Annotated in this window: 19 protein-coding genes; 18 read left to right on the top strand and 1 reads right to left on the bottom strand. The window is 72.2% G+C overall.

Features of this window, described 5'->3' with window-relative positions; genetic code table 11:
• From NQO67_RS07290 to NQO67_RS07235, 12 genes are all read left to right on the top strand, one after another.
• A complete protein-coding gene (locus tag NQO67_RS07290; RefSeq protein WP_255948192.1) occupies positions 1-963 on the top strand; it encodes a carbohydrate ABC transporter permease in 963 nt (320 codons plus the stop codon).
• Positions 953-1810: a carbohydrate ABC transporter permease gene (locus NQO67_RS07285; protein WP_255948190.1), complete on the top strand. Its 858-nt coding sequence runs from the start codon at positions 953-955 to the stop codon at positions 1808-1810. The genes NQO67_RS07290 and NQO67_RS07285 overlap by 11 nt, the downstream gene beginning before the upstream one ends.
• The gene (locus tag NQO67_RS07280) at positions 1807-2772 is read left to right on the top strand and encodes an ROK family protein (RefSeq protein ID WP_255948188.1); all 966 of its coding nucleotides are present in this window, start codon (positions 1807-1809) and stop codon (positions 2770-2772) included. Before NQO67_RS07285 ends, NQO67_RS07280 begins: the two co-directional genes overlap by 4 nt.
• A gap of 77 nt (positions 2773-2849) precedes the next feature.
• Positions 2850-3548, top strand: coding sequence for a putative N-acetylmannosamine-6-phosphate 2-epimerase (locus NQO67_RS07275; RefSeq protein ID WP_255948186.1), 699 nt, complete (start codon positions 2850-2852; stop codon positions 3546-3548).
• Positions 3549-3577: 29 nt separating this feature from the next.
• Entirely contained in the window at positions 3578-5305 is a 1728-nt protein-coding gene (locus NQO67_RS07270) for a DUF4127 family protein (protein WP_255948184.1), read from the top strand.
• Between the two features lie 13 nt (positions 5306-5318).
• Positions 5319-6917 (top strand): beta-N-acetylhexosaminidase, encoded by a 1599-nt coding sequence (locus tag NQO67_RS07265; RefSeq protein WP_255948182.1) that lies wholly within the window; start codon positions 5319-5321, stop codon positions 6915-6917.
• A 267-nt stretch (positions 6918-7184) separates the two neighbouring features.
• Positions 7185-8189, top strand: a complete 1005-nt coding sequence (locus NQO67_RS07260) for a LacI family DNA-binding transcriptional regulator (protein WP_255948180.1) — start codon at positions 7185-7187, stop codon at positions 8187-8189.
• Positions 8190-8367: 178 nt separating this feature from the next.
• Entirely contained in the window at positions 8368-9351 is a 984-nt protein-coding gene (locus NQO67_RS07255) for a ribokinase (RefSeq protein WP_255948178.1), read from the top strand.
• A complete protein-coding gene (gene rbsD / locus NQO67_RS07250; RefSeq protein ID WP_255948176.1) occupies positions 9348-9752 on the top strand; it encodes a D-ribose pyranase in 405 nt (134 codons plus the stop codon). The genes NQO67_RS07255 and rbsD overlap by 4 nt, the downstream gene beginning before the upstream one ends.
• Before the next feature lie 10 nt (positions 9753-9762).
• The gene (locus NQO67_RS07245) at positions 9763-11262 is read left to right on the top strand and encodes a sugar ABC transporter ATP-binding protein (RefSeq protein ID WP_255948164.1); all 1500 of its coding nucleotides are present in this window, start codon (positions 9763-9765) and stop codon (positions 11260-11262) included.
• Complete coding sequence (locus NQO67_RS07240) at positions 11259-12293, top strand: ABC transporter permease (protein ID WP_255948162.1); 1035 nt, start codon at positions 11259-11261, stop codon at positions 12291-12293. Before NQO67_RS07245 ends, NQO67_RS07240 begins: the two co-directional genes overlap by 4 nt.
• 12 nt (positions 12294-12305) lie before the next feature.
• Entirely contained in the window at positions 12306-13322 is a 1017-nt protein-coding gene (locus NQO67_RS07235; RefSeq protein ID WP_255948160.1) for a substrate-binding domain-containing protein, read from the top strand.
• Between the two features lie 30 nt (positions 13323-13352).
• On the opposite strand, the gene NQO67_RS07230 is transcribed toward NQO67_RS07235, so the two are convergent.
• A complete protein-coding gene (locus tag NQO67_RS07230) occupies positions 13353-13994 on the bottom strand; it encodes a TetR/AcrR family transcriptional regulator (protein WP_255948158.1) in 642 nt (213 codons plus the stop codon).
• 95 nt (positions 13995-14089) lie between these two features.
• Between NQO67_RS07230 and NQO67_RS07225 the strand changes: the two genes are divergently transcribed.
• The 6 genes from NQO67_RS07225 to NQO67_RS07200 all read left to right on the top strand — a co-directional run bounded on the left by NQO67_RS07225 (position 14090) and on the right by NQO67_RS07200 (position 21205).
• Positions 14090-14968, top strand: a complete 879-nt coding sequence (locus NQO67_RS07225; protein WP_255948156.1) for a metal-dependent hydrolase — start codon at positions 14090-14092, stop codon at positions 14966-14968.
• A 20-nt stretch (positions 14969-14988) separates the two neighbouring features.
• Entirely contained in the window at positions 14989-16077 is a 1089-nt protein-coding gene (locus tag NQO67_RS07220; RefSeq protein WP_255948154.1) for a PDR/VanB family oxidoreductase, read from the top strand.
• A gap of 42 nt (positions 16078-16119) precedes the next feature.
• Positions 16120-16998 carry a M24 family metallopeptidase gene (locus NQO67_RS07215; RefSeq protein WP_255948152.1) on the top strand — a complete coding sequence of 293 codons (879 nt, stop codon included), beginning with the start codon at positions 16120-16122 and terminating at the stop codon, positions 16996-16998.
• Positions 16995-18761, top strand: a complete 1767-nt coding sequence (locus NQO67_RS07210; RefSeq protein WP_255948150.1) for an SDR family oxidoreductase — start codon at positions 16995-16997, stop codon at positions 18759-18761. The genes NQO67_RS07215 and NQO67_RS07210 overlap by 4 nt, the downstream gene beginning before the upstream one ends.
• Before the next feature lie 294 nt (positions 18762-19055).
• Positions 19056-19682, top strand: a complete 627-nt coding sequence (locus tag NQO67_RS07205; protein ID WP_255948148.1) for a DUF6230 family protein — start codon at positions 19056-19058, stop codon at positions 19680-19682.
• The gene (locus NQO67_RS07200) at positions 19673-21205 is read left to right on the top strand and encodes a DUF6114 domain-containing protein (protein WP_255948146.1); all 1533 of its coding nucleotides are present in this window, start codon (positions 19673-19675) and stop codon (positions 21203-21205) included. Before NQO67_RS07205 ends, NQO67_RS07200 begins: the two co-directional genes overlap by 10 nt.
• Positions 21206-21293: the final 88 nt, after the last annotated feature.

Here is a 21293-nt window from a genome sequence, read left to right as displayed (position 1 = left end):
ATGCCCGTCTCCCCGCGGACCGCGGTGGTGGACCCACCCGAGGGCGGTTCCCCCACCGCGGGGCAGCCGGTGCGACGTCCGTTCTGGACCCGGCGCCGACGCGACCAGCTCGCCGGTCTCGCGTTCGTCGCCCCTCAGCTCGCCGGCAGCGTCGTGTTCGTGCTGCTGCCCATCGCCCTGGTCGTGCGGTACAGCCTGTACGAGTGGAACGTGCTGGCCGGCGAGTTCCACTACACCGGCGGGGACAACTACACCAAGCTGCTGGACGACGCCAACCTCCCCGAGGTGCTGAAGTCCACGGCCCTGTTCTCGGCCGGCCTGGTGGTGCTCAACCTCTCCCTGGCGCTGGCGCTCGCCGTCCTGCTCAACCAGAAGCTGCGCGGGATGACGGTCTTCCGCACGCTGTTCTTCTCTCCCGTCGTGGTGTCGCTGGTCGCCTGGACCATCGTGTGGGGCTTCCTGCTCCAGGCCGAAGGCGGTATCAACGGCCTGCTGCGCACGGTCGGTGTCGACGGACCCAACTGGCTGCGCGGCGAGGGCTCCGCCATGTTCTCGGTCGTCGTCGTGCAGGTGTTCAAGAACGTCGGTCTGAACATGGTGCTGTTCCTGGCCGCGCTCCAGGGCGTGCCCAGGGAGCTGTACGAGGCGGCGCGGATCGACGGTGCGGACCCCTGGAGGCGGTTCCGGTCCGTCACCGTGCCGCTGATCAGCCCGACGATCCTGCTGACGTCGGTGATCACCATCGTGGGCTCGCTCCAGGTGTTCGCGCAGGTCGCGGTGCTCACCCAGGGCGGCCCGAAGCTGTCCACCACCGTGCTCGTCTACTACCTCTACCAGCAGGCCTTCCAGTTCCATCACTTCGGCTACGGCGCAACCCTGTCCATCCTGCTGCTGCTGATCGTGCTGGCGCTCACCGTGTTCCAGTGGCAGTTGCGCAAGAGGTGGGTCTTCTATGAAACGTGAGATCCCGCGGCGTCGCAGGGTCCCGCTGCGCGCCCGAGTCGCCCTGTACGGCCTGCTCTGCGTGCTCGCGATCCCCTTCGTCTTCCCGACCTGGTGGATGGTGACGTCGTCGTTCAAGCCCGTCGGCGAGATCTTCTCCTACCCGCCCCGGCTCCTGCCGCTCCACCCGACGGCGTCGGCCTACCAGAAGGTCTTCGACGGGCGCCCGTTCGTCCGGCAGTACGTCAACAGCGTGTACATCGCCGCGCTGGTGACCGTCGGGACGATGATGGTGTCCTCGCTCGCCGGGTACGCCTTCGCCCGTATCCGGTTCCGCGGCCAGAACGTGCTGTTCCTGGTGGTGCTGGTCGGACTGCTCGTCCCCAGCGAGGTCACCATCGTCCCGCTGTTCCAGATGTTCCACGACCTCGGCATGATCGACACCCACTGGCCGCTGATCCTGGTGCCGATCTTCGGCGCGCCGAGCGTCCTGGCCACGTTCATCATGCGGCAGTTCTTCATCAGCCTGCCCGGTGAACTGGAGGAGGCCGCCCGGGTCGACGGCATCGGCCACTTCGGCACGTTCTGGCGCATCGCCCTGCCGCTGGCCAGGCCGGCGCTCGGCGCCGTCGGCATCTTCACCTTCCTGCACAGCTGGAACCTCTACCTGGAACCGGTGGTGTACCTCTCCTCGCCGGAGAAGTTCACCCTGCCCCAGGCGCTCACCCAGTACGTGGACGCCTACGGCGGGCCGATGTGGAACGTCCAGCTCGCCGCGGCGTCGCTGACCGCGATCCCGGTGCTGGTGGTGTTCGTCGTCGCGCAGAAGCAGTTCATCGAGGGCCTCGCCCACACGGGGCTGAAGTGAACGCCCCGGCCGGCGGACGGTCCTGGGCCGGTCCTCGCGAGGCCGCCACGCTCGGCATCGACATCGGCGGCACCAAGACCCTGGCCGCCCTCGTCGGACCCGACGGCACCGTGCTGGACCGGGCGCGCGCCGACACCCCGGCCGCGCAGGGCCCGGACGCGGTGCTGCGCACCGCCGCCGAGCTGGCCCGGCGCCTCGGCGGCACGGGACCGGTCGGCGTCGGCGCCGCGGGCGTCATCGACCCGGCCACCGGCGCCGTCCGGTACGCGACCGACTCGCTGCCCGGGTGGGCCGGCACCGCGGTGGCGGACGTGCTGGCCGAGCGCATCGGCAGGACCGTCGTGGTGGAGAACGACGTCAACGCCGCCGCCCTCGGCGAGACCTGGGCCGGTGCCGCCCGCGGCAGCGCGCACGTGCTGCTGGTCGCGGTCGGAACCGGCCTCGGCGGCGGCCTGGTCCGCGGCGGCCGCGTCGAGCACGGGGCGCGTGGCGGCGCCGGAGAGCTGGCCCATCTCCCGGCGCCGGACGCCGACCGGCTGCCCTGCGGCTGCGGGCGCACCGGACACCTGGAAGGCGTGGCCTCCGGCACCGGGCTCGCCCGTGCCTACCGGCTGCGCACCGGAGCGGACGTCACCGGAGCCGAGGTCGCCGCCCGCTCTGCGGCCGGCGACGCGGCCGCGGCCGCGGTCCTCGCCACCGCCGGCCGCGCCCTCGGCCGGGCCCTCGCCGGCCTGGTGGCGCTGCTCGACCCGCAGACGGTGGTGCTGGCCGGCGGCGCCGGCCAGGCCCTGCTGCCGCACGCCCGCGACGCCTACGCCGCCGAACGGCTGACGCTGCACGCCGACGTGACGCCGGTTCCGGCCGCGCTCGGCGCCGCGGCGGTCGCCGTCGGCGCGGCCAGGGCGGCGATGACCCACCCGGGCACGCACCTTCCGGCCGACCCCGGGCCGACCGACCCCTGAGGCCGACCCCGGCCGGCTGATCCCCGTGGCCGACCCCGGTCGGCCACCTTCCCGCACACCACCGAGACGGAGCCCAAGTGAACGTTCTCGACGCCCTCCGCGGTCGCCTGGTGGTCTCCTGCCAGCCGCTGCCGGACGAACCCGACGACCCGATGCGCGACGCCTCCGTGCAGGCCAGGGTCGCCGCCGCCGCGGTCCTCGGCGGTGCGGCCGGCATCCGCTGCAACGCCCCCGACCACGTCGCGGCCGTGCGGGCGGCGGTGGACGTGCCGGTCATCGGCCTGTGGAAGGACGGCCCCGGGCCGGTGACGATCACCCCGACCGGCGAGCACGCCCGCGCCCTGGCCCAGGCCGGGGCGCACCTGGTCGCCGTCGACGCCACCGACCGGCCGCGTCCCGCGCCGTTCGCGGCCGTCGTCGCCGCCGCGCACGCCGCCGGCGCCCTCGTGCTGGCGGACGTGTCCATCGAGGCGGAAGCGCACGCCGCGGTCGCCGCCGGCGCCGACGCCGTCGCCACCACGCTCTCCGGGTACACCCCGCACGCCCCGAAGACCCCGGGGCCCGACCTCGACCTGCTGGAACGCCTTGCCACGCGGCTGGCCGTGCCGGTGCTCGCCGAGGGCCGCTACCGCACTCCAAACGACCTGCGCCGCGCCTTCGCCGCCGGGGCGCACGCCGTGGTGGTGGGCAACGCCATCACCTCACCCCTGTACCTGACCAGGGAGCTGGCTCGGGTGGCTCCCGGTCACACCGCCCAGAACGGAGAGCACGCCTGATGAGAGAACGGCTGACAGGAGAACGGCTGATGAGGGACCGGCTGACGGGGGAACGGCTGACGGGGGACCGGCTGACGAGGGACCGGCTGACGGGGGAACGGCTGACGAGGAGGCGTACCGTCCTTGCCGCCGGAGCCGCCGGCCTGGCCGTCCCGGTGCTGGGCCGCACCCCGCAGGCGGCCGCCGCGGCCCCACGTCCGAGCCGTCCGGACCGCCGGATCGCCCTCGTCCCCCTCGACGACCGGCCCGTCAACACCTACTGCCCGACCATGACCGCAGCCGTCGCCGGCGTCGGCCTCGCCCTGCCGCCGCGGAAGTCGCTCGGCCGGTTCTTCCAGCCCGGGGACGGCGCGGCAGTCGCCCGGTGGCTGGGCTCGGTCGGCGCCGACGAGTACGTGATCTCGGTGAGCATGCTCGCCTACGGCGGGCTGATCGCCTCCCGCACGGGCACGCCCACCCTCGAGTCGGCGCAGGCCAACGTCGCGGCGATCCGGACGCTGCGGGCCGCCCGGCCGGATGCGCAGATCGTGGTCCACGACACCATCCAGCGCCTCGCGGTGACCCCCGGCAATCCGGACAACGAGCAGTACAGGGACGCGCTGGTCGAGTGGGCCAAGCTGTACGACCAGGTGGAGAACCTCGGCCAGGAGGAGCTGCGGCCCCGGCTCGACGAGGTCCGGGCCGGCATCCCGGACGCGGTGCTCGACGACTACCTGGCGGCGCGGGCCCGCAACCACGAGATCAACCGGCAGATGGTCGAGTGGGTCGCCGACGGCACCATCAGCCACCTGGTCCTCTCCGAGGACGACACCGCCCCGGTGGGCCTGGCCCGGGCCGAACGCGTCGAGCTGGAACAGCTGGTGGCGGAGCGGGGGGTCGGCCGGCAGGTCGAGGTCTTCCCCGGCGCTGACGAGGTGGACGCGCTGCTGGTCGCCCGGCTGGTCGCCGCGGGGGCCGCGCCCACCTACCGGGTGGAGTACGCCGGGATCTCCGCCGAGGAGTGGACGGCGGAGCTCGAAGGCATCCCCTTCGCGGAGAACATCCGCCGGCACGTGAAGTCCGTCGGGGGCACCGTCGTCGACGGCCGCGCCGATCTCGTGCTCCTGGTCAACACCCCGTCGGCGGGCGCCGACCGGCGAGCGGCCGACCTCGCCGCGTTCGCCCGGCGGGCCGCCAGGCTGACGGCGGCGGGGGAGTCGGTCCTCGTGGTCGACCCGGTCTTCGTCAACCGCGCCGACCACGACCTGGTGGTCCAGCTGGAACAGCAGGTCGACCAGGCGGCGCTGCTGTCGTTCTCCGGCTGGAACACCGGCGGCAACGCCCTCGGTCTCGCCCTGGCCCATGCCACCGCCCGCTGGGCGTTCCTGCGCCGCTCGAGCAGCGGCCTTGGAACTCCGGCGCTGATGGAGCCGGGCCGTGCGCACGCGCAGTACCTGCTCTACCGGTTCGTCAAGGACGACCACTGGAAGAACGTCATCCAGCAGGCCGCCTACGCGGAAGCCAGGTCCAGGGGATGGAACCCGCTGAACCTGACGCCCGAGCAGAAAGCTTTCTTTGATGGGTGGGTCCGTGACCGCCTCGTCCCGGCGACCCGCCGGTACTTCGCCGACCACTTCGCCGGCCACCACCTCGTCCTCGGCCGCCGCGGGGCCACCACCCGCACCGCCGGGCTCACCGGCGTCACCGACGTCCTCGTCGAGCTGCCCTGGGACCGCCTCTTCGAAGTGACCCTCGAACCCCACCTCACCCTGGCCTGAGAGGAAACCACCGATGCACCACGGCCCCCGTCGCCGCAGCGTCCTCCTCGCCGGCACCGCCGGCCTCGCCACCGCCGCCGGCCTCACCTCCACGGCTGCCGCGGCCCCCGCCCGCACCACCCCTGTCGCGCCGCCCCCGCCCGCGCTCATCCCCAGACCCCGCACGCTGGAGATGACCGGCGGCCGGCCGTTCGAGATCACCGCCCACACCGCCGTCGCGGTACGCCACCGGGCCCCCGAGGCCCGCCGCACGGCCGAGTACCTGGCCACGTGGCTGCGCCGGGCCACCGGTCACGCCGTCCCGGTGGTCGCCTTCGGCACCGCCCCACACGCCATCACCCTGGCCGGCGACGACGAGACCCCCTCGGCCGAGGGTTACCGCCTCGACGTCACTCACGGCGGCGTCCTCCTGCGCGCTACCGAGCCGGCCGGCCTCTTCCACGCGACGCAGACCCTGCGCCAGCTGCTGCCCGCCGCGGCGGAGTCCGCCACCCCGCAGGCCAGCCCGTGGACCATCGCACCCCTGCACATCGAGGACGCCCCGCGGTTCCCCTGGCGCGGCGCCATGCTGGACGTGGCCCGGCACTTCTTCACCGCCGAAGAGGTGAAGCGCTATGTCGACATCCTCGCCATGTACAAGATCAACCGCCTTCACCTGCACCTCAGCGACAGCCAGGGCTGGCGCCTGGAGATCAAGAGCTGGCCCCGTCTGGCCACCTACGGCGGCTCCACCGAGGTCGGCGGCGGCACCGGCGGCTACTTCACCCAACGGGAGTACGCCGACATCGTCCGCCACGCCGCGGAACGCCACATCATGGTGATCCCCGAGATCGACATGCCCGCCCACGTCAACGCCGCCAAGGCCAGCTACGCCGAACTCGCCTGCGACGGCGTGGCACCGCCGCTCTACACCGGCGAGACCGGCATCCCCGTCTCCCTGTGCATCGACAAGGACATCACCTACCGGTTCATCGGCGACGTCCTCGGTGAACTCGCCGACCTCACCCCCGGCCCCTACCTGCACATCGGCGGCGACGAGGCGCTGGCGACGCCACCTGAGGACTACCGCACCTTCATCGGCCGCGTCCGGCAGACCGTGCACGGCCTCGGCAAGCAGATGATCGGCTGGGAGGAGGTCGGCCTCGCCGAGATCGCCTCCGGTACCGTCGTCCAGTTCTGGGCCGACGCCAAGAAGGCGCAGGGCGCGCTGGCGCAGGGTGCCGAGCTCGTCCTCTCGCCCAGCAAGAAGGCGTACTTCGACATGAAGTACGACGCCGACACGCCGTACGGGCACGACTGGGCCGGTTACACCGACGTCCAGGACGGCTACACCTGGGACCCGGCCACCTACATTCCCGGCGTCGGCGAGGACCAGGTGCTCGGGGCGGAGTCCGCGCTCTGGACGGAGCGCGTGAAGACGTTCGACGAGGTGCAGTACATGACACTGCCGCGGCTGCCCGGCCTCGCGGAGATCGGGTGGTCGCCGGTCGACGGGCGGACCTGGGAGGAGTACCGAGTACGGCTTGCCACGCACGCGCCGAGGTGGTCCGGGCTCGGGTGGCAGTACCACCGGTCGGTGGAGGTGCCGTGGGGTGACCCGGTGACCCGGTGACCCGGTGACGAGGTGATCCGTTGACGCTGGGCCGGTGGCCTGTCGCGCCCGGCGTGGGTCGCCGGCCTCGGAGATCAGCGGGACCGCCGCCTTGCCGGCCACGTACGCGGCCTTGAGCGTGATGTCGACGAGCCGGTCCCAGGCTTCCTCGTCGACGTCGGCGACCGTACGGGTTGAAAAATCTGCACACCGCCTCATTGACGGGGTGTCGACGTGACTGCAATCGTTCTCTGACAACGGTTTCAGTGACGAAACGGGAGATCAGCAGTGAGCACCATCCATGATGTCGCTGCCCGCGCCGGGGTCTCCGCGGCCACCGTCTCCCGGCACCTGCGCGGCCACCGGGTGCGCAACGCGGAGACGATCCAGGCGGCTGTCGAGGCGTTAGGCTACCGGCCCAGCGTCGCCGCGCAGTCGCTGAAGTCCGGGCGGTCCCACACGATCGGCGTCGTGGTGCCCGACATCACCAACCCGTACTTCGCGGCCGTCGTGAAGGGCATGGAGTCGGCCTCCCGGGACCGTGGGTACCGCATCCTGCTCGCCAACAGCGACGAGAGCAGTGAGCGCGAGGACGAGGTGCTCACCGACATGATCCACCAGGTCGACGGGGTGATCCTGGCGCCGGCGACGGAGCAGGACATGACGCCGCTCCATGTCCGCGACGCGGGCGTGCCGTTGGTGTTCGTGGACCGCGACCTGGCGGGCGGCGAGCACTTCGACGCGGTGCTGGTGAACAACCACGAGGGTGGCCGGCAGGCGGCCTTCCACCTGCTGTCGCTCGGGCACACCCGGATCGCCGCCATCAGCGGCCAGCAGGAGACGACGCCCGGACGCCACCGCCGCGAGGGATTCGTGGCGGCACTGGCGGAGGGCGGCGTGGAGCTGCCGCCGGAGTTCGACCTGATCGGCGACTTCCGGGAGGAGAGCGGCTACCAGCTCACGCTGCGGCTGCTGTCCTCGAGCGAGCCGCCCACCGCCGTCTTCACCGCCAACAACCTCATGACCCTCGGCGCCCTGAAGGCGCTGCACGACATGCGCGTCGGCGTCCCCGCCGAGGTCAGCGTCATCGGCTTCGACGACCTCGACGCCGGACCGCTGCTGAACCCACCCCTCACCGTCATCGACCGCCCCATGGCCGAACAGGGCGTCCTCGCCATGCGCCTGCTGCTTCGGCGACTCGGCCAGGACGACGACGGGGACCGCAGCTCCCGTCGGATCACGCTCGACACCAAGCTCGTCCAACGCGGCTCCACCGGAGCCCCGCGGCAGTAGCCCGGGTCCGGCACCCGGCCGGGACCGATCCGACCAGGCTCGACGCACCAAGACACGGGCGCGAGTCCGGCACGCACACCTGCCCGCACACACGACTCCCCACAGGCGCAACTCCGCAGGGCACGGCCACGCGGCCGTTCCCTTCCCCACCGATGCCCACAACAGGAGGAGGACCGGGATGCCCCGGACTGGTGTTCTCGTCGTCGGCAGCATCACGGCGGACGTCACCGCGTTCAGCAGACGCCTGCCACGACCCGGCGAAACGGTGCTGGGGGACGACTTCACCCTCGTCCTCGGCGGCAAGGGGGCCAACCAGGCCGTCGCCGCCGCCCGTGCGGGCGCGCCCACCTGGATGGTCGGCTGCGTCGGAGACGACCTCTTCCGGGGCACCGTGCTGGACGGCCTGCGCGCACACGGCGTACAGACCTCCGAGGTCCGTACGCTCCCCGAGCGCACCGGTGTCGCCCACATCCGGGTCGACGCCTCCGGTGAGAACGACATCGTCATCACACCGCTGGCCAATGCCGCCCTGACGACCGACATGGTGGACGCGAGCATCGCCGGGACCCGGGACCGCACCGGCGTCATGTTGCTCCAGCTGGAGATCCCGGCCGAGGTCACCTGCCACGCCGCGCGGGCGGGTGCCGAGGCGGGCTTCACCGTGGTGCTCGATCCGGCTCCGGCCCAGCCGCTGCCCGACGACGTCTGGGCGCACGTGGACCTCGTCACCCCCAACGAGAGCGAGGCCACCGCCCTGACCGGCATCGAAGTGGACGGACCCGAGGCCGCCGGGCGGGCCGGCCACTGGTTCCTCGACCGGGGTGTGCGGCACGCGCTGATCACCCTCGGCGGGGCCGGGGCAGTCTCGGTCACCGCGGAACGGGTCCAGCACTTTGCGGCCTTCCCCGTCACCCCCGTCGACACCACGGCGGCCGGCGACGCCTTCACCGGCGCGCTCGGAGCGGCACTCGCCGCCGGCCTGGACACCGACGTCGCCCTGCGACAGGGCATGGCGGCCGGCGCCCTGGCCACCCTCCGCCCCGGGGCGAGTCCCTCGCTCCCGGACCTGGCCGCGGTCCGCGCCCTGCTCGCCTCCGCCGGCTCCGCGACCGGGTCCGCCACCACCGATGCCACGACCGACCTGGAAGGAGCCGCCTCGTGAGGCGCAACAGAGGAACGCTCAACGGGCAGCTCGCCCGGGTCATCTCCGAGCTCGGCCACACCGACCGGCTCGTCGTCACCGACGCCGGCCTGCCCGTCCCGCCGGGCGTGGAGCGGGTGGACCTGGCCATCGCCGAGAACCTGCCGCGCTTCCTGGACCTGCTCGACGTGATCCTGGCCGAGGTCGCGGTGGAGGACGTGCTCCTGTCGGAGGAGATCAAGGAGGCGAGCCCGCAGATGCTCGTCGAGATCGAGAGGCGGTTCGCCGCACAGGGGGTGGCCCTGCGCTTCGCACCCCACACCACCTTCAAGCAGGCGACCGCCACCGCACGGGCCGCCGTCCGCTCCGGGGAGTTCACCCCGTACGCGAACGTGCTGCTCACGGCGGGCGTCGTGTACTGAGGAGCCAGGCATGAGGCTACGCCTCCAGGACGTCACCAAGTCCTTCGGAGAGAACAGGGTGCTGCGCGGCATCACTTTCGAGGTCGGTCCGGGCGAGGTCGTGGCCCTGGCCGGGGAGAACGGGGCCGGGAAGTCCACGCTCACCCGGGTCGTCTCGGGCGCCGGCCAGCCGGACTCCGGGCAGGTCGTCATCGACGGCGAGCCCGTGACCCTCAAGAACCCGCAGGCGGCGATGGCGCGCGGCATCGAGGTCATCTACCAGGAGTTCCGCCAGAACCTCTTTCCGCATCTGACGGTCGCCGAGAACATCCACGTCCTCGACCGCGAGCGGCGCTTCGGACGCGTGCTGGTCTCCAGGAGGCGGATGGCCCGCGAAGCCCGGTCGGCCCTCGCCGAGCTCGGCATGGCCGACATCGACGTGTCCAGGCCCGTCGGCACGTTCGGGATCGCCGAACAGCAGATGGTCGAGATCGCCAAGGCCACCTCCCACGACCTGCGACTGCTCATCCTCGACGAGCCCACGGCGGCCCTCGACGAGCGCGAGTCGGAGCAGCTCTTCCGGCAGGTACGGCGGTTGAGGGAGCAGGGTGTGTCCGTCCTCTACATCAGCCACCGCCTCGACGAGATCTTCGAGCTCGCCGACCGTGTCGTCGTCCTGCGCGACGGCCTGGTCGCCCTGGACTCGCCGACCGTGCGCACCGGCCCGGCGCAGGTCGTCGCGGCCATGGTCGGCAAGACGGTGGACGACTTCTACCCCAAGGAGCGCAACACCAGGGACGAGATCGTCCTGCGGGTCCGGGGCGCCGGGTCCGGGGCCACCTTCCAGGGCGTCGACCTCGATGTCCGTGCGGGAGAGGTCCTGGGGGTCGGCGGTGTGGTCGGCTGTGGCCGCAACAGCCTGCTGCGCGCGCTGTTCGGCCTGGAGCCGCTCACCACCGGGACGGTCGAGGTCGACGGCGCTCCGGTGTCGCTGCGCCGCATCCAGGACGCCATCGCCTGCCGCATCGCCTACATCACCCCCGATCGGCAGGCGGAGGGCCTGTGCCCGGACATGTCGGTGGAGGCCAACATCTCCCTGGCCACGCTGCGCCGGCACACCGGTCCGGTGGATCTCGTACGGCGCGGCCGCGAGCGGGCGGCCTGCGACGAGGCCATGTCGACGCTGCGCGTGCGCGCCCCGTCGCCCGAGGCCGCGATGGCGTCGCTGTCCGGCGGCAACCAGCAGAAGGCGCTGTTCGCCAAGTGGGTCCTGACCGGGCCCCGGGTGCTGCTCATGGACGAGCCCACCCGGGGGGTGGACGTCGGCGCGAAGACCGAGATCTACCGCATCATCAACCAGCTCACCGCGGACGGGGTCGCGGTCGTCCTGGTCAGTTCCGACCTCCCCGAACTCGTCGCCATGTCCGACCGCGCGGTCGTCATGCGCCAGGGGCGGCTGGTGGCAGAGCTGGCCGGCGACCGCCTCAACGAGCAGACCGTCCTGGAACACGCATTGGTAGGTGCCGCATGAGCCCCGTCCTGAAGTCCGTGGCCCGTCAACTGCGGGCGGTCTGGATGCTGCTGCTGGTGGGCGTGGTCCTGAGCATCGCCTCACCGGTCTTCCTGACCAGCACCAACCTGCTGAACGTGGGCCTGGCCACCTCGGTCGTCGCGCTGCTGGCCGTCGGGCAGACGTACGTCATCATCCTGGCCGAGATCGACCTGTCCGTCGGCGCCACCCTCGGTTTCACCGCCGTGGTGACGGCCCTCGTCCTGCGCGACCACGGACTGCTGCCCGCCCTGGCGTCGGGACTCGGCGTGGGCGCGGTCGTCGGCCTGGTCAACGGGCTGCTGGTCACCAGGACCCGGATGCCGTCCTTCATCGCCACGCTGGCCATGCTGTCCATCCTGTCCGGGATGTCCCTCCAGCTGACCGACGGCAACCCGGTCGCCGCCGGCGACTACGACTTCCAGGGCATCGGGCAGGAGTACGTGGCCGGCATCCCGCTCCCCGTGTGGCTGATGCTGGCCGGGTACGCGGTCTTCGGCGTGCTGCTGGCGCGTACCGGCTTCGGCCGCTTCGTCTACGCGACCGGTGACAACCTGGAGGCGGCTCGGCTCTCCGGCATCCGCACCCAGCGGATCAAGATCCTCGCCTTCGTGATCAGCGGGCTCCTGTCGGCCGTCGGCGGCTTCATCCTCACGGCCCGCCTGTCGACCGCCGAGCCCACCGCCGGAACCGGCCTGGAGCTGGAGTCGATCGCCGCCGTCATCATCGGCGGCACCAGCCTCGCCGGTGGCCGGGGCAAGCTGATCGGCACCCTGATCGGGGCCCTGGTCCTCGGCGTCATCGACAACGGCATGAACCTGCTCGACGTCTCCCCGTTCCTCCAGAGCGTCGTCAAGGGCGTGGTCATCCTGCTGGCCGTCTTCCTCGACCGCAACGTCGACGCCCTGCGGGCCATGGTCGCCTGGCGCAAGCCGCCCCTGCCCGCCGAACCCCCGGCGACGGACACCGCCCCCACCTCCGCCACCGTCCCCGCCACGCGTCACACCCCCTGAAGGAGCCCCACCATGCCCGTCATCCGTACCGCGCGGACGGCCGCCGTCCTCGCCGCCGCCACCGCGCTCGCCCTGACCGGTTGCAGCCGAGGCACCCAGGACGGAAGCTCCGGCACCTCGTCCGGTAAGGCGTCCGGGAAGAAGACCGCCACCTTGATCATGAGCACCATGAACAACCCGTTCTTCGTCAGCGTCGGGAAAGGCGCCAAGTCCCAGGCGGCCACGTCCGGGGTGAAGCTCAGCGTGGAGAACGCCAACAACTCCGACGCCACCGCCCTCAACCTGGCCACCACCGCCGTCTCCAAGCAGGTCGGCGCCCTGATCATCGACCCGGTCAGCAGCACGTCGGCGACGGCGTCCGTCAAGCAGGCCAACGGCGCCCACATCCCCGTCATGGCCTTCGACCGCAAGCCCCAGGGCGGCACCCTGTCCTGCTTCATCGGCTACGACGCGATCCAGGCAGGCCGCAACGCCGCCGACGCGCTCGCCACGTCCCTCGGCAAGAAGGGCACGATCGTCGAGATCCAGGGGCTGCTCGGCACCAACGTCGCCCAGGACCGCAGCAAGGGCTTCGAGGAGGAGATCGCCAAGTACCCGCACATCAGGACCGTCGCCAAGCACGCCGCCGACTTCGACCGGGCCAAGGCACTCGACGTCATGACCAACACCCTCCAGGCCCATCCCGACATCGACGGCGTCTACGCGGCCAACGACGAGATGGCGATGGGCGCCCTCGCCGCCCTCAAGGCCCGCAACCTCACCGGAAAGGTCCGGCTGGTCGGCAACGACGGCATAGCCGACGCCCTCGCCGCGATCCAGGCCGGCACGATGTACGGCACCAACGCCGAGTCGCCCTACGCCCTCGGCCAGAAGGTCGTCGGCCTCGCCGGAAAGGTCCTCGACGGCAAGAAGGTGACGGAAGAGGAGACCTTGCAGGGCAAGCTCGTCACCAAGTCCAACGTCAAGGCGTACGCCCGGTACCTCGTCTCGATCGGCGACTCCGCCGACGTGCCGGCCACGCTTCGCTAGGACCTCTCCTCGGCCGGTGCGGCGGCCGCGTCAGTCCGAGGGTTGCTTCCCCAGTGCGGCCTCGATCTCCGCCCACCGTTGCTCGTCGTCCAGCGCCGCCCGCGTCAGCAGGTAGAAGCTGCGCTCGCACATCCCCGCCAGCTCCTCCTTGCTGATGTCCGGCGTCGCCAGCCACCCCAGGACCGCCTCTTCCATGTACGCCAACCACGCCGTCACCGTCAGCCGCATCGCGGGGGTCAGGTCCGCCCCCGTACCGGCGATCGCCTCGAGGATCCATGCGCCGATCGCGGTCCGCGCGCTGGTGTGCAGGGCGCGGACGTCGGCACCGTGGTTCAGGCGGGTCACCGCCTGGTAGATCGTCGGGAACCGGGAGACGTAGTCGATGAACGTCTCGATGCCGGTGTGGAGCTGCTCCGCGGGGCTCAGCTCCGGGTCGGGGCGTACGTGCGCCAGCAGTTCGGCGGCCGCCATCTCCAGCACCGCCTGGCGGAACTTGCGCTGCGAGCCGAAGTAGTGGAACAGCAGGCCGGGCGACACCCCTGCCTCGGAGGCGACGGCCTCCACGGAGATGTCCTCGATCGGCCGGTCCGCGAGGATGCGCCGGGCGGCGGCGAGGATGTGGGCCTGTCGCTCGGTCGGGAGCATGCGGGATCGGGAAGTCGGGCGAGCCATGCGCTCAGTCTATTGACAGGAACTCAACACTCCATACTGTTGAGTAACCATCAATAAGCGGGGCGCCGGCTGCCTGCCCCTGCCCGGGAGCTGTCATGAAGAAGACGGACGAGCACGATGACCTGGTACTGACACCTCGCGATGTCCGGTTCGACTGGGACGACCTCCCCTTGCACTGGATCCCCCGCGAGCCCATGGCCACCCATGTGATCAACGTGCTGCACCTGCTGCTCCCCGAGGGGGAGCGCTGGTTCGTGAGGGTCTTCCGGCAGACCCTGCCGCTGATCACGGACGAGGAGCTGCGCGCCCGCGTCCTCGGCTTCACCGGCCAGGAGGCCGTGCACGCCGAGGCCCACCAAGGCGTGCTCGACCACCTGGTCGCCAGGAACGTGCCCATCGCCCCGTACGTCGCCCAGGTCGAGTACCTCTTCCACCACGTCCTCGGCGACAAGCCGGGCATCGGCCGCCGCCGGCAGCGCCAGTACCTGATCGAACGGGTCGCGATCATCGCCGGCATCGAGCACTTCACCGCCTTCCTCGGCGACTGGATCCTCAACGCCGACGCGCTGGACCGCGCGGGCGCCGACCCGACGATGCTCGACCTGCTGCGCTGGCACGGTGCGGAGGAGGTCGAGCACCGCAGCGTCGCGTTCGACCTGCTGCGCCACCTCGACCGGAGCTATACGCGCCGCATCCGCCCCATGGTCATCGCCACCGTGACCCTGGCTCGGCTGTGGGTACGCGGGACCAGGTACCTGATGGCCGTCGACCCCGAGCCGGCCCCCGGGACGAAGGCCGGCTGGCGGGACGCGGCGCGGGCCGCCCACAAGGGGCTGCTGCCGGACCTGGTGAAGCTCGTCGGCTCCGTACTGCGTTACTTCAGCCCCGGCTACCACCCCAGCCAGGAGGGCTCGACGCGGCAGGCCGTCGCCTACCTCGGCGCCTCGCCCGCCGCCCGCGCCGCCGCCCACTGACGCTGCCGCAGGAGAGCCGCATGCCCACGTCGCCCCGACCGACCCCGCCGCCCGACCTGTACGGCCGGGACCGCCCGGACCGGTTCCTGGCCGGCCTCGACCGGTTCAGCTCCTGGTACGTTCCGCTGGCCACCCGCAGGGACCGCCGGCCGAGACCGCCCGAGGACGATCGGCCCCGCGAACTCACCGTCGCAAGGCGAGCGTCGGTCGCCCCGGACGCGGTGGCGCTGCGCCTCGTCGCGCCGGACGGCGGAATGCTGCCGCGGTGGCAGCCGGGCGCGCACCTCGACCTCGAGCTGCCGTCGGGGCGCCGCCGGCAGTACTCGCTGTGCGGTGACCCGGCCGACCGGTACGCGTACCGGGTCGCGGTCCGGCTGGTCCCCGACGGCGGGGGCGGATCGGCCGAGGTGCACCGGGAGCTGGCGGAGGGCAGCCGGGTCGCGGTCGCCGGTCCCCGCAACGCCTTCCCGTTCGCCCGCGAGCCGCGGGTGCTGCTCATCGCGGGCGGCATCGGCGTGACCCCCGTCCTGCCCATGGCCCGCGAGGCCGCCTGGCACGGGCTCGACTGGACGCTCGTCCACACCGGCCGCACCCGTGACTCCCTGCCCCTCGCCGAGGAGGTCGACACGCTCGCCCGACGGCACCCGGGGCGCGTCGAGGTCCTCGCCGACGACGAGGGCGGCGTCCCGGACGCCGCCGAGCTGCTCGCCCGCGCTCCGCAGGGCGCCGCCGTCTACGCCTGCGGACCCGCGCCGATGCTCGACGCGCTGCAACGGGCGTTCCCCGGCAGCGCCGCCACCGCACTGCACTTCGAACGCTTCACCGCCCCGCCCCTCGTCGACGCGCGGCCCTTCACGCTCCGGCTGCGCGACGGCAGGGAGCTCCCCGTGCCCGCCGACCGCAGCGCGCTCGAGGTACTGCGCGCCGCGGAACCGGCCACCCCTTACTCCTGCCGGCAGGGGTTCTGCGGGGTGTGCAGGCTCCGCGTGCTCTCCGGCGCCGTCGACCATCGCGACCACAAGCTCACCGATGCCCAGCGGGCCGCCGGCGACATGCTCGTGTGCGTCTCCCGCGCCGACGACGGTGCCTGCCTCGAACTGGACGTCTGACCACCTGCCGTTACCACGCGACGAAGGCGAGACCCCACCCCCATGCGTACGACCAACGCCCGGCCCCGCGGCGCGCCACCCGCATTCCCGTTCGACCAGCAGGACCTGGACCGCTTCCGCGAGCTCCAGCAACTGGCCTACCGCTGCACCCAGAGCGTCGCCGACTGGCTCGAACCCGGCGTCACCGAGCGCCAGGCGGCCGCCCGGCTGCGCAAGGAACTGGTCGCCGAGGGCGTGCAGGACTTCTTCCACGTGCCCTTCGCCTGGTTCGGCGACCGCACCGCGTTCCGGCACTTCCGCACCCCGCTCCAGTTCTTCGCCACCCGGCGCAAGCTGCGGCCGGGCATGCCGTACGTGCTGGACTGCGCCCCCATCGTGGACGGTTACACCGCCGACATCGGCTACGGCGGCGTGCTCGGCCACCACCGCATCTGGGACCGCATCGCCACCGACCTGCTCGACTACCGTGAGCTGATCGTCGACCTCGTCCGCCAACGCCGCACCCTCGACGAGGTGTACGCGGCCGTCGACGCACAGATCGCCGAACACGGCTACGACAACCGGCACAAGGTCTACCCGGGCCGGGTCATCGGCCACCAGGTGACCCGGATGCCCCCGCAGCGGCTGCCCGCCGGGGTGAACCTCTTCGGCTTCGGCGTCCGCACCTTGCAGACCCTCGGCCGCGAGCTCGTCCACGAGCGGATGGCGGGCCGCTCCCCGCTGTGGGCCGACGGCCGCGCCTCCCGGCACGCACCGACCCCCGGCCTGTGGGCGGTCGAGCCGCACATCGGGTTCCGGGACGTCGGGGTGAAGTTCGAGGAGCTGCTCGTCGTCACCGAGGACGACGCGTACTGGCTGGACGACGACCTGCCCCATGTGCGCCGAGGTCTGGAGCTACGGGCCAGGGCGGTGGAACGGTGAGCGCCGCGTCCGGGGTGCGCCGCACCCGTGTCCCGTCCGGCGGCGTCTCCCTGGCCGTCTACGAGCAGGGCGACCCGGCGGCGCCGACCGTGCTGCTCGTCCACGGCTACCCGGACACCCACCACGTCTGGGACGACGTGGCCGCCGAACTCGCCGTCGACCACCACGTGGTGCGCTACGACGTACGCGGCGCCGGCGACTCCGACGCCCCGTCCGGCACGGCGGGGTACCGCCTCGACCTCCTCGCCGACGACCTGTACGCCGTCGCCGACGCCACCAGCCCGGGCCGGCCCGTGCACGTCGTCGCCCACGACTGGGGCTCCATCCAGTCCTGGGAGGCCGTGACCGACCCGAAGGCGGTCGAGCGCATCGCCTCGTACACCACGATGTCGGGACCGTGCCTGGACCACATGGGCTACTGGCTGCGCCGCCGGCTGCACCGGCCCACCCCGCGCCACCTGTGGCAGCTCGTCTCCCAGGCGCTGCACTCCTGGTACATCTACCTCTTCCACGTGCCGGTGGTCGCGCCCGCCGTCTGGCGGCTCGGTCTCGCCCGCAACTGGGGCACCCTGCTGCGCGTGCGTGAGGGCGTGAGACCGCGTCCCGGACACCCGCACACCACGCTCGCCGCCGACGCGGTGCGCGGCATCCGGCTGTACCGCGCCAACATGCTGCCCCGGCTCCGGAAGCCCCGCCCGCGCCCGACCGCGGTTCCGGTCCAGGTCATCACCCTCACCAAGGACAGCTTCGTCAGCCCGGCCCTGACCGAGGGGCTCGAGCAGTGGGCCCCGCACCTGTGGCGCCGGGAGCTGCCCGCCACGCACTGGTCGGCGCTGCTACAGAAGGGACCCGTCGTGGCCAACCTGATCCGCGAGTTCAGCGCCCACCAGGAGGGGGCACCCGCCACCCCAGCCCTCGCCAAGGCCCAGCACGGCCGCCGCGCCCGGAAGGGCGAGTTCGCGAACCGGCTGGTGGTGGTCACCGGCGCCGGCAGCGGCATCGGCCGGGCCACTGCCCTCGCCTTCGCCGAGCGGGGCGCCTCGCTCGCCCTGTGCGACCGCCACACGGACGGTCTCCACCGCACCGCCGAACTGGCGGGGCTGCTCGGCGCCGAAGTGACGGCCCATCAGGTCGACGTCTCCGACGGCCCGGCGATGGAGGCCTTCGCGGCGCGGGTCGCCGCCGAGCAGGGCGTGCCGGACATCGTGGTGAACAACGCGGGCATCGGCCACTCCGGTACGTTCCTCGAGACCACCGAGAAGGAGTGGCAGCGCGTCCTCGACGTCAACCTGTGGGGCGTCATCCACGGCTGCCGCGCCTTCGGCGCGCTGATGAAGGAGCGCGGCCAGGGCGGGCACCTCGTCAACCTCTCCTCGGCCGCCGCGTATCTGCCCTCGAAGATGCTGGCCGCCTACGCCACCAGCAAGGCGGCGGTGTTCATGCTCTCCGACTGCCTGCGCGCCGAGCTCGCCAAGGAGAAGATCTCGGTCAGTACGATCTGCCCCGGGATCGTGCACACCAACATCACGCGGACGGCGACGTTCTCCGGCCTCACCCCGGACGAGCAGGCCGCCCAGCGGAGGAGGGTCACCCGGTTGTACGCGCGCCGCGGCTTCCCGCCGGAGAAGGTGGCCACCCAGATCCTGCGGGCGGTACGGGGCCGGCGTCCCGTCGTCCCGGTCACCGTCGAGTCCAAGCTGGCGCTGCTCGGCAGCAGGGTGGCACCCGCGGCGCTGCGATGGGGAGCGCGGATCGGACTCTAGCGCCGTCGCTGGCCCTGGCTCCCTGACTCCTGCCCCTGGCCCTGACTCCTGCCTCTGACTCTTGCCCCTGGCCTGGCCTTGCCCCTGGCCCTGGCCCCTGACCCCCCAGGTCGTCACCGGTGACGCGAACTCGGCGCGCCACGCGGGCACTCGGCGTGCGCGCCGCCTCTGGCGACCCGGCGGGAATTCGTGTACAACACTGTTCGCCAATATTTCGTGTACAGCCTTGTTCGCCAATCCTGATGTGCCGCTGACCTTCGCACCACCGTCCTGCCGACCCCACCGGAGGTTCCCGTGAGCGCAATCGACGACCCCATCGAGCCGACGTCTCCCGAGGGCCGAACGGCCTGGAAGAAGAGTGCCGTCGTCGCCGTACCGGCCGTCCTGGCCGTGGGCGTCCTGGCCACCCTGATGTCCCAGGGCGCGCTGGCCGCGTCGTTCGCGGTGTCCGGCACCAACTTCAAGATGAGCTCCGGCCATCTCGTCAGCGCCGGCCTGTCCTCGTACGTGCAGGTGGACAGGTCCGGGGACGGCGCCAAGCACGCGGTGTCGCTGCTGGCCCTGAAGGACGTCCGGCTCTCGGACATCTGCCAGTCCACCCGCATCGACACCCCCATAGGCACGGTCGTCTTCCGGCTCACGGCCGGCGGCGACGCCGGGACGGTCACGGCCGGGAGCCTGACCATCGACGGCGACTCGCTCTCCGGCGACTCGAACTTCGGCGCCGCCCAGATCGGCCGGGACGCCGGGACGCTGGACGCGGTGCCGGGCGTCAAGGGCCCGGCAGGCACGTTCGGGATGCAGGTCAAGGACGTGGACGTGACCAAGGTGCACTCCAGCGCCTGGAGCGCCATGGGCGGCGACTTCCGCCTCAAGGGCATGAGCATCAGCCTGCGCAAGGACGGCAAGGAATGCTACTGAGGCGCCCCGGCAGCGCCCGCGCCGGCGCGCTTCTCGACGCGCGCCTGCCGTGGCCGCGGCAGCGTGCCGTGTTCCGGTCCTGGCGCCGGCGGCGGCCGTTCTGGGCGGGGGTGCTGCTCGGCGCGGCGGGCACGGACGTGCTGCTCGCGCCGCTGTCCCCGCTCAGCGTGCTGGTGAACCTCGGACTCGGTGGCCTTGCGGCGATCGGCATCGGGGCTGCGCTCATCCTCGCGGGCGCCTTCCTGATCCTGGCGCCGCACGCCCGCACCTACGTCAGCCTCAACGCGCTGCTGCTCTCGGTGCTGTCCTTCGTGGCGACGAACCTCGGGGGCTTCGTCCTCGGCACCGCGCTGGGCATCACCGGGAGCGCGATGGGCTTCGGCTGGACACCGCGGCCCGCCGTACCTGCGGGCGACACGGGCAGGGCGAGCGGGACCGAGGAGGCCGCCGGGGCGGGTGGGACCGGCGACAGCCCTGAGCCGTCCGGGCGCGCCCTGGCCGTGGTGCTGCCCCTGGTGCTGACGCTTGCCCTCGTCGGCGTGGGCGGGCCGCGGGCACAGGCCGCGGAGGCGGACGCGGCGCCGGGGCGGGTCGCGCTGGCGCCTGCGGTGGTCACCGCGTCCCGTTTCTCGCCGCAGGGTTTCACGCTCGCCGGGACCACGGAGATGACCACGGCCAAGGGCCGCTTCAAGGTGATCGTGCTGCGGATGAACGCGGCGACGCTCACGGACTACCGACTGCAATCGCGCGATCCGGGCGACGCCCAGCAGGAGCTGACGTCGAACATCATCACGATGACGGGTCACGTGACGCTCTACATGAAGTCCTTCTCGGGGTGCATCGAGGGCATCCCGGGCCCGGCGTGCGTCACCTTCGCGCCGGACAAGCTGCCCGCGCCGCCCGTCGTGCCGCCGTTCGTCTACATGACGAAGGTGCGGGGGGAGCAGGCCCTCATCACGTCCGACGCGCTGTCCGTGGACGGGCTCGGCATCCGGATGACCACCAGGAGCGGCTCGGGCTCCGCAGCGTACGGTGCCCACCCCGCGCCGGGATCCACCGACGGAGGCACGGACGACGGCGCCCCGGACGACGGTACGACGGGGAGTGGCGGAACGGCCGGCGGTGGTAAGGGCGGTGACGGAGCGGGCGGCAGCGGTACGTCGGGCTCCGGTGGTGACGGCGCACTCCACGTGAGCAGTCCGCACCCGGCGTCGGCCGGCGTGCCGTGGTGCGAGAAGGTCACGCTGACCTTCACCAACACCGGCGGTACGCCGGTGCACTCCGGCACCGTCGACTTCGACACGCACATCGTCGGCGCCCTCGGCGTGCCCTGGGTGACGCAGACATCGCACCGGAGACTTCCGGTGCCGATCGCGCCCGGCGACAGCACCACCAAGAGCTGGAAGGTCTGCGTGGACCGGAAGTACGCGGGGATGTTCCTGTTCGACCGGCATCTGGAGCACGACGTGACCGTGCACTACCCGGGCGGTGACCCGGTGAAGGTCGAGGTGCCCCATCCGTAACGGCCCGAAGCGTCCGAGACCTGCGCCGCCCGGCGGCGCGCCCGCCTCGTCGGGTGGGAGAGTTTTCCTGTACCGCTCAGCCTTCGGA

It is taken from the genome of Streptomyces odontomachi (assembly GCF_024435355.1).
GTDB classification, from domain to species: Bacteria; Actinomycetota; Actinomycetes; order Streptomycetales; family Streptomycetaceae; genus Streptomyces; species Streptomyces odontomachi.
This window is presented reverse-complemented; position numbering and strand designations above follow the sequence as displayed.

Coding starts and splice junctions, on each gene's coding strand:
- NQO67_RS07290 (WP_255948192.1), top strand. CDS start 1: ATGCCCGTCTCCCCGCGGACCGCGGTGGTGGACCCACCCGAGGGCGGT.
- NQO67_RS07285 (WP_255948190.1), top strand. CDS start 953: ATGAAACGTGAGATCCCGCGGCGTCGCAGGGTCCCGCTGCGCGCCCGA.
- NQO67_RS07270 (WP_255948184.1), top strand. CDS start 3,578: ATGAGGGACCGGCTGACGGGGGAACGGCTGACGGGGGACCGGCTGACG.
- NQO67_RS07265 (WP_255948182.1), top strand. CDS start 5,319: ATGCACCACGGCCCCCGTCGCCGCAGCGTCCTCCTCGCCGGCACCGCC.
- NQO67_RS07255 (WP_255948178.1), top strand. CDS start 8,368: ATGCCCCGGACTGGTGTTCTCGTCGTCGGCAGCATCACGGCGGACGTC.
- NQO67_RS07245 (WP_255948164.1), top strand. CDS start 9,763: ATGAGGCTACGCCTCCAGGACGTCACCAAGTCCTTCGGAGAGAACAGG.
- NQO67_RS07240 (WP_255948162.1), top strand. CDS start 11,259: ATGAGCCCCGTCCTGAAGTCCGTGGCCCGTCAACTGCGGGCGGTCTGG.
- NQO67_RS07235 (WP_255948160.1), top strand. CDS start 12,306: ATGCCCGTCATCCGTACCGCGCGGACGGCCGCCGTCCTCGCCGCCGCC.
- NQO67_RS07230 (WP_255948158.1), bottom strand. CDS start 13,994: ATGGCTCGCCCGACTTCCCGATCCCGCATGCTCCCGACCGAGCGACAG.
- NQO67_RS07225 (WP_255948156.1), top strand. CDS start 14,090: ATGAAGAAGACGGACGAGCACGATGACCTGGTACTGACACCTCGCGAT.
- NQO67_RS07220 (WP_255948154.1), top strand. CDS start 14,989: ATGCCCACGTCGCCCCGACCGACCCCGCCGCCCGACCTGTACGGCCGG.
- NQO67_RS07215 (WP_255948152.1), top strand. CDS start 16,120: ATGCGTACGACCAACGCCCGGCCCCGCGGCGCGCCACCCGCATTCCCG.
- NQO67_RS07200 (WP_255948146.1), top strand. CDS start 19,673: ATGCTACTGAGGCGCCCCGGCAGCGCCCGCGCCGGCGCGCTTCTCGAC.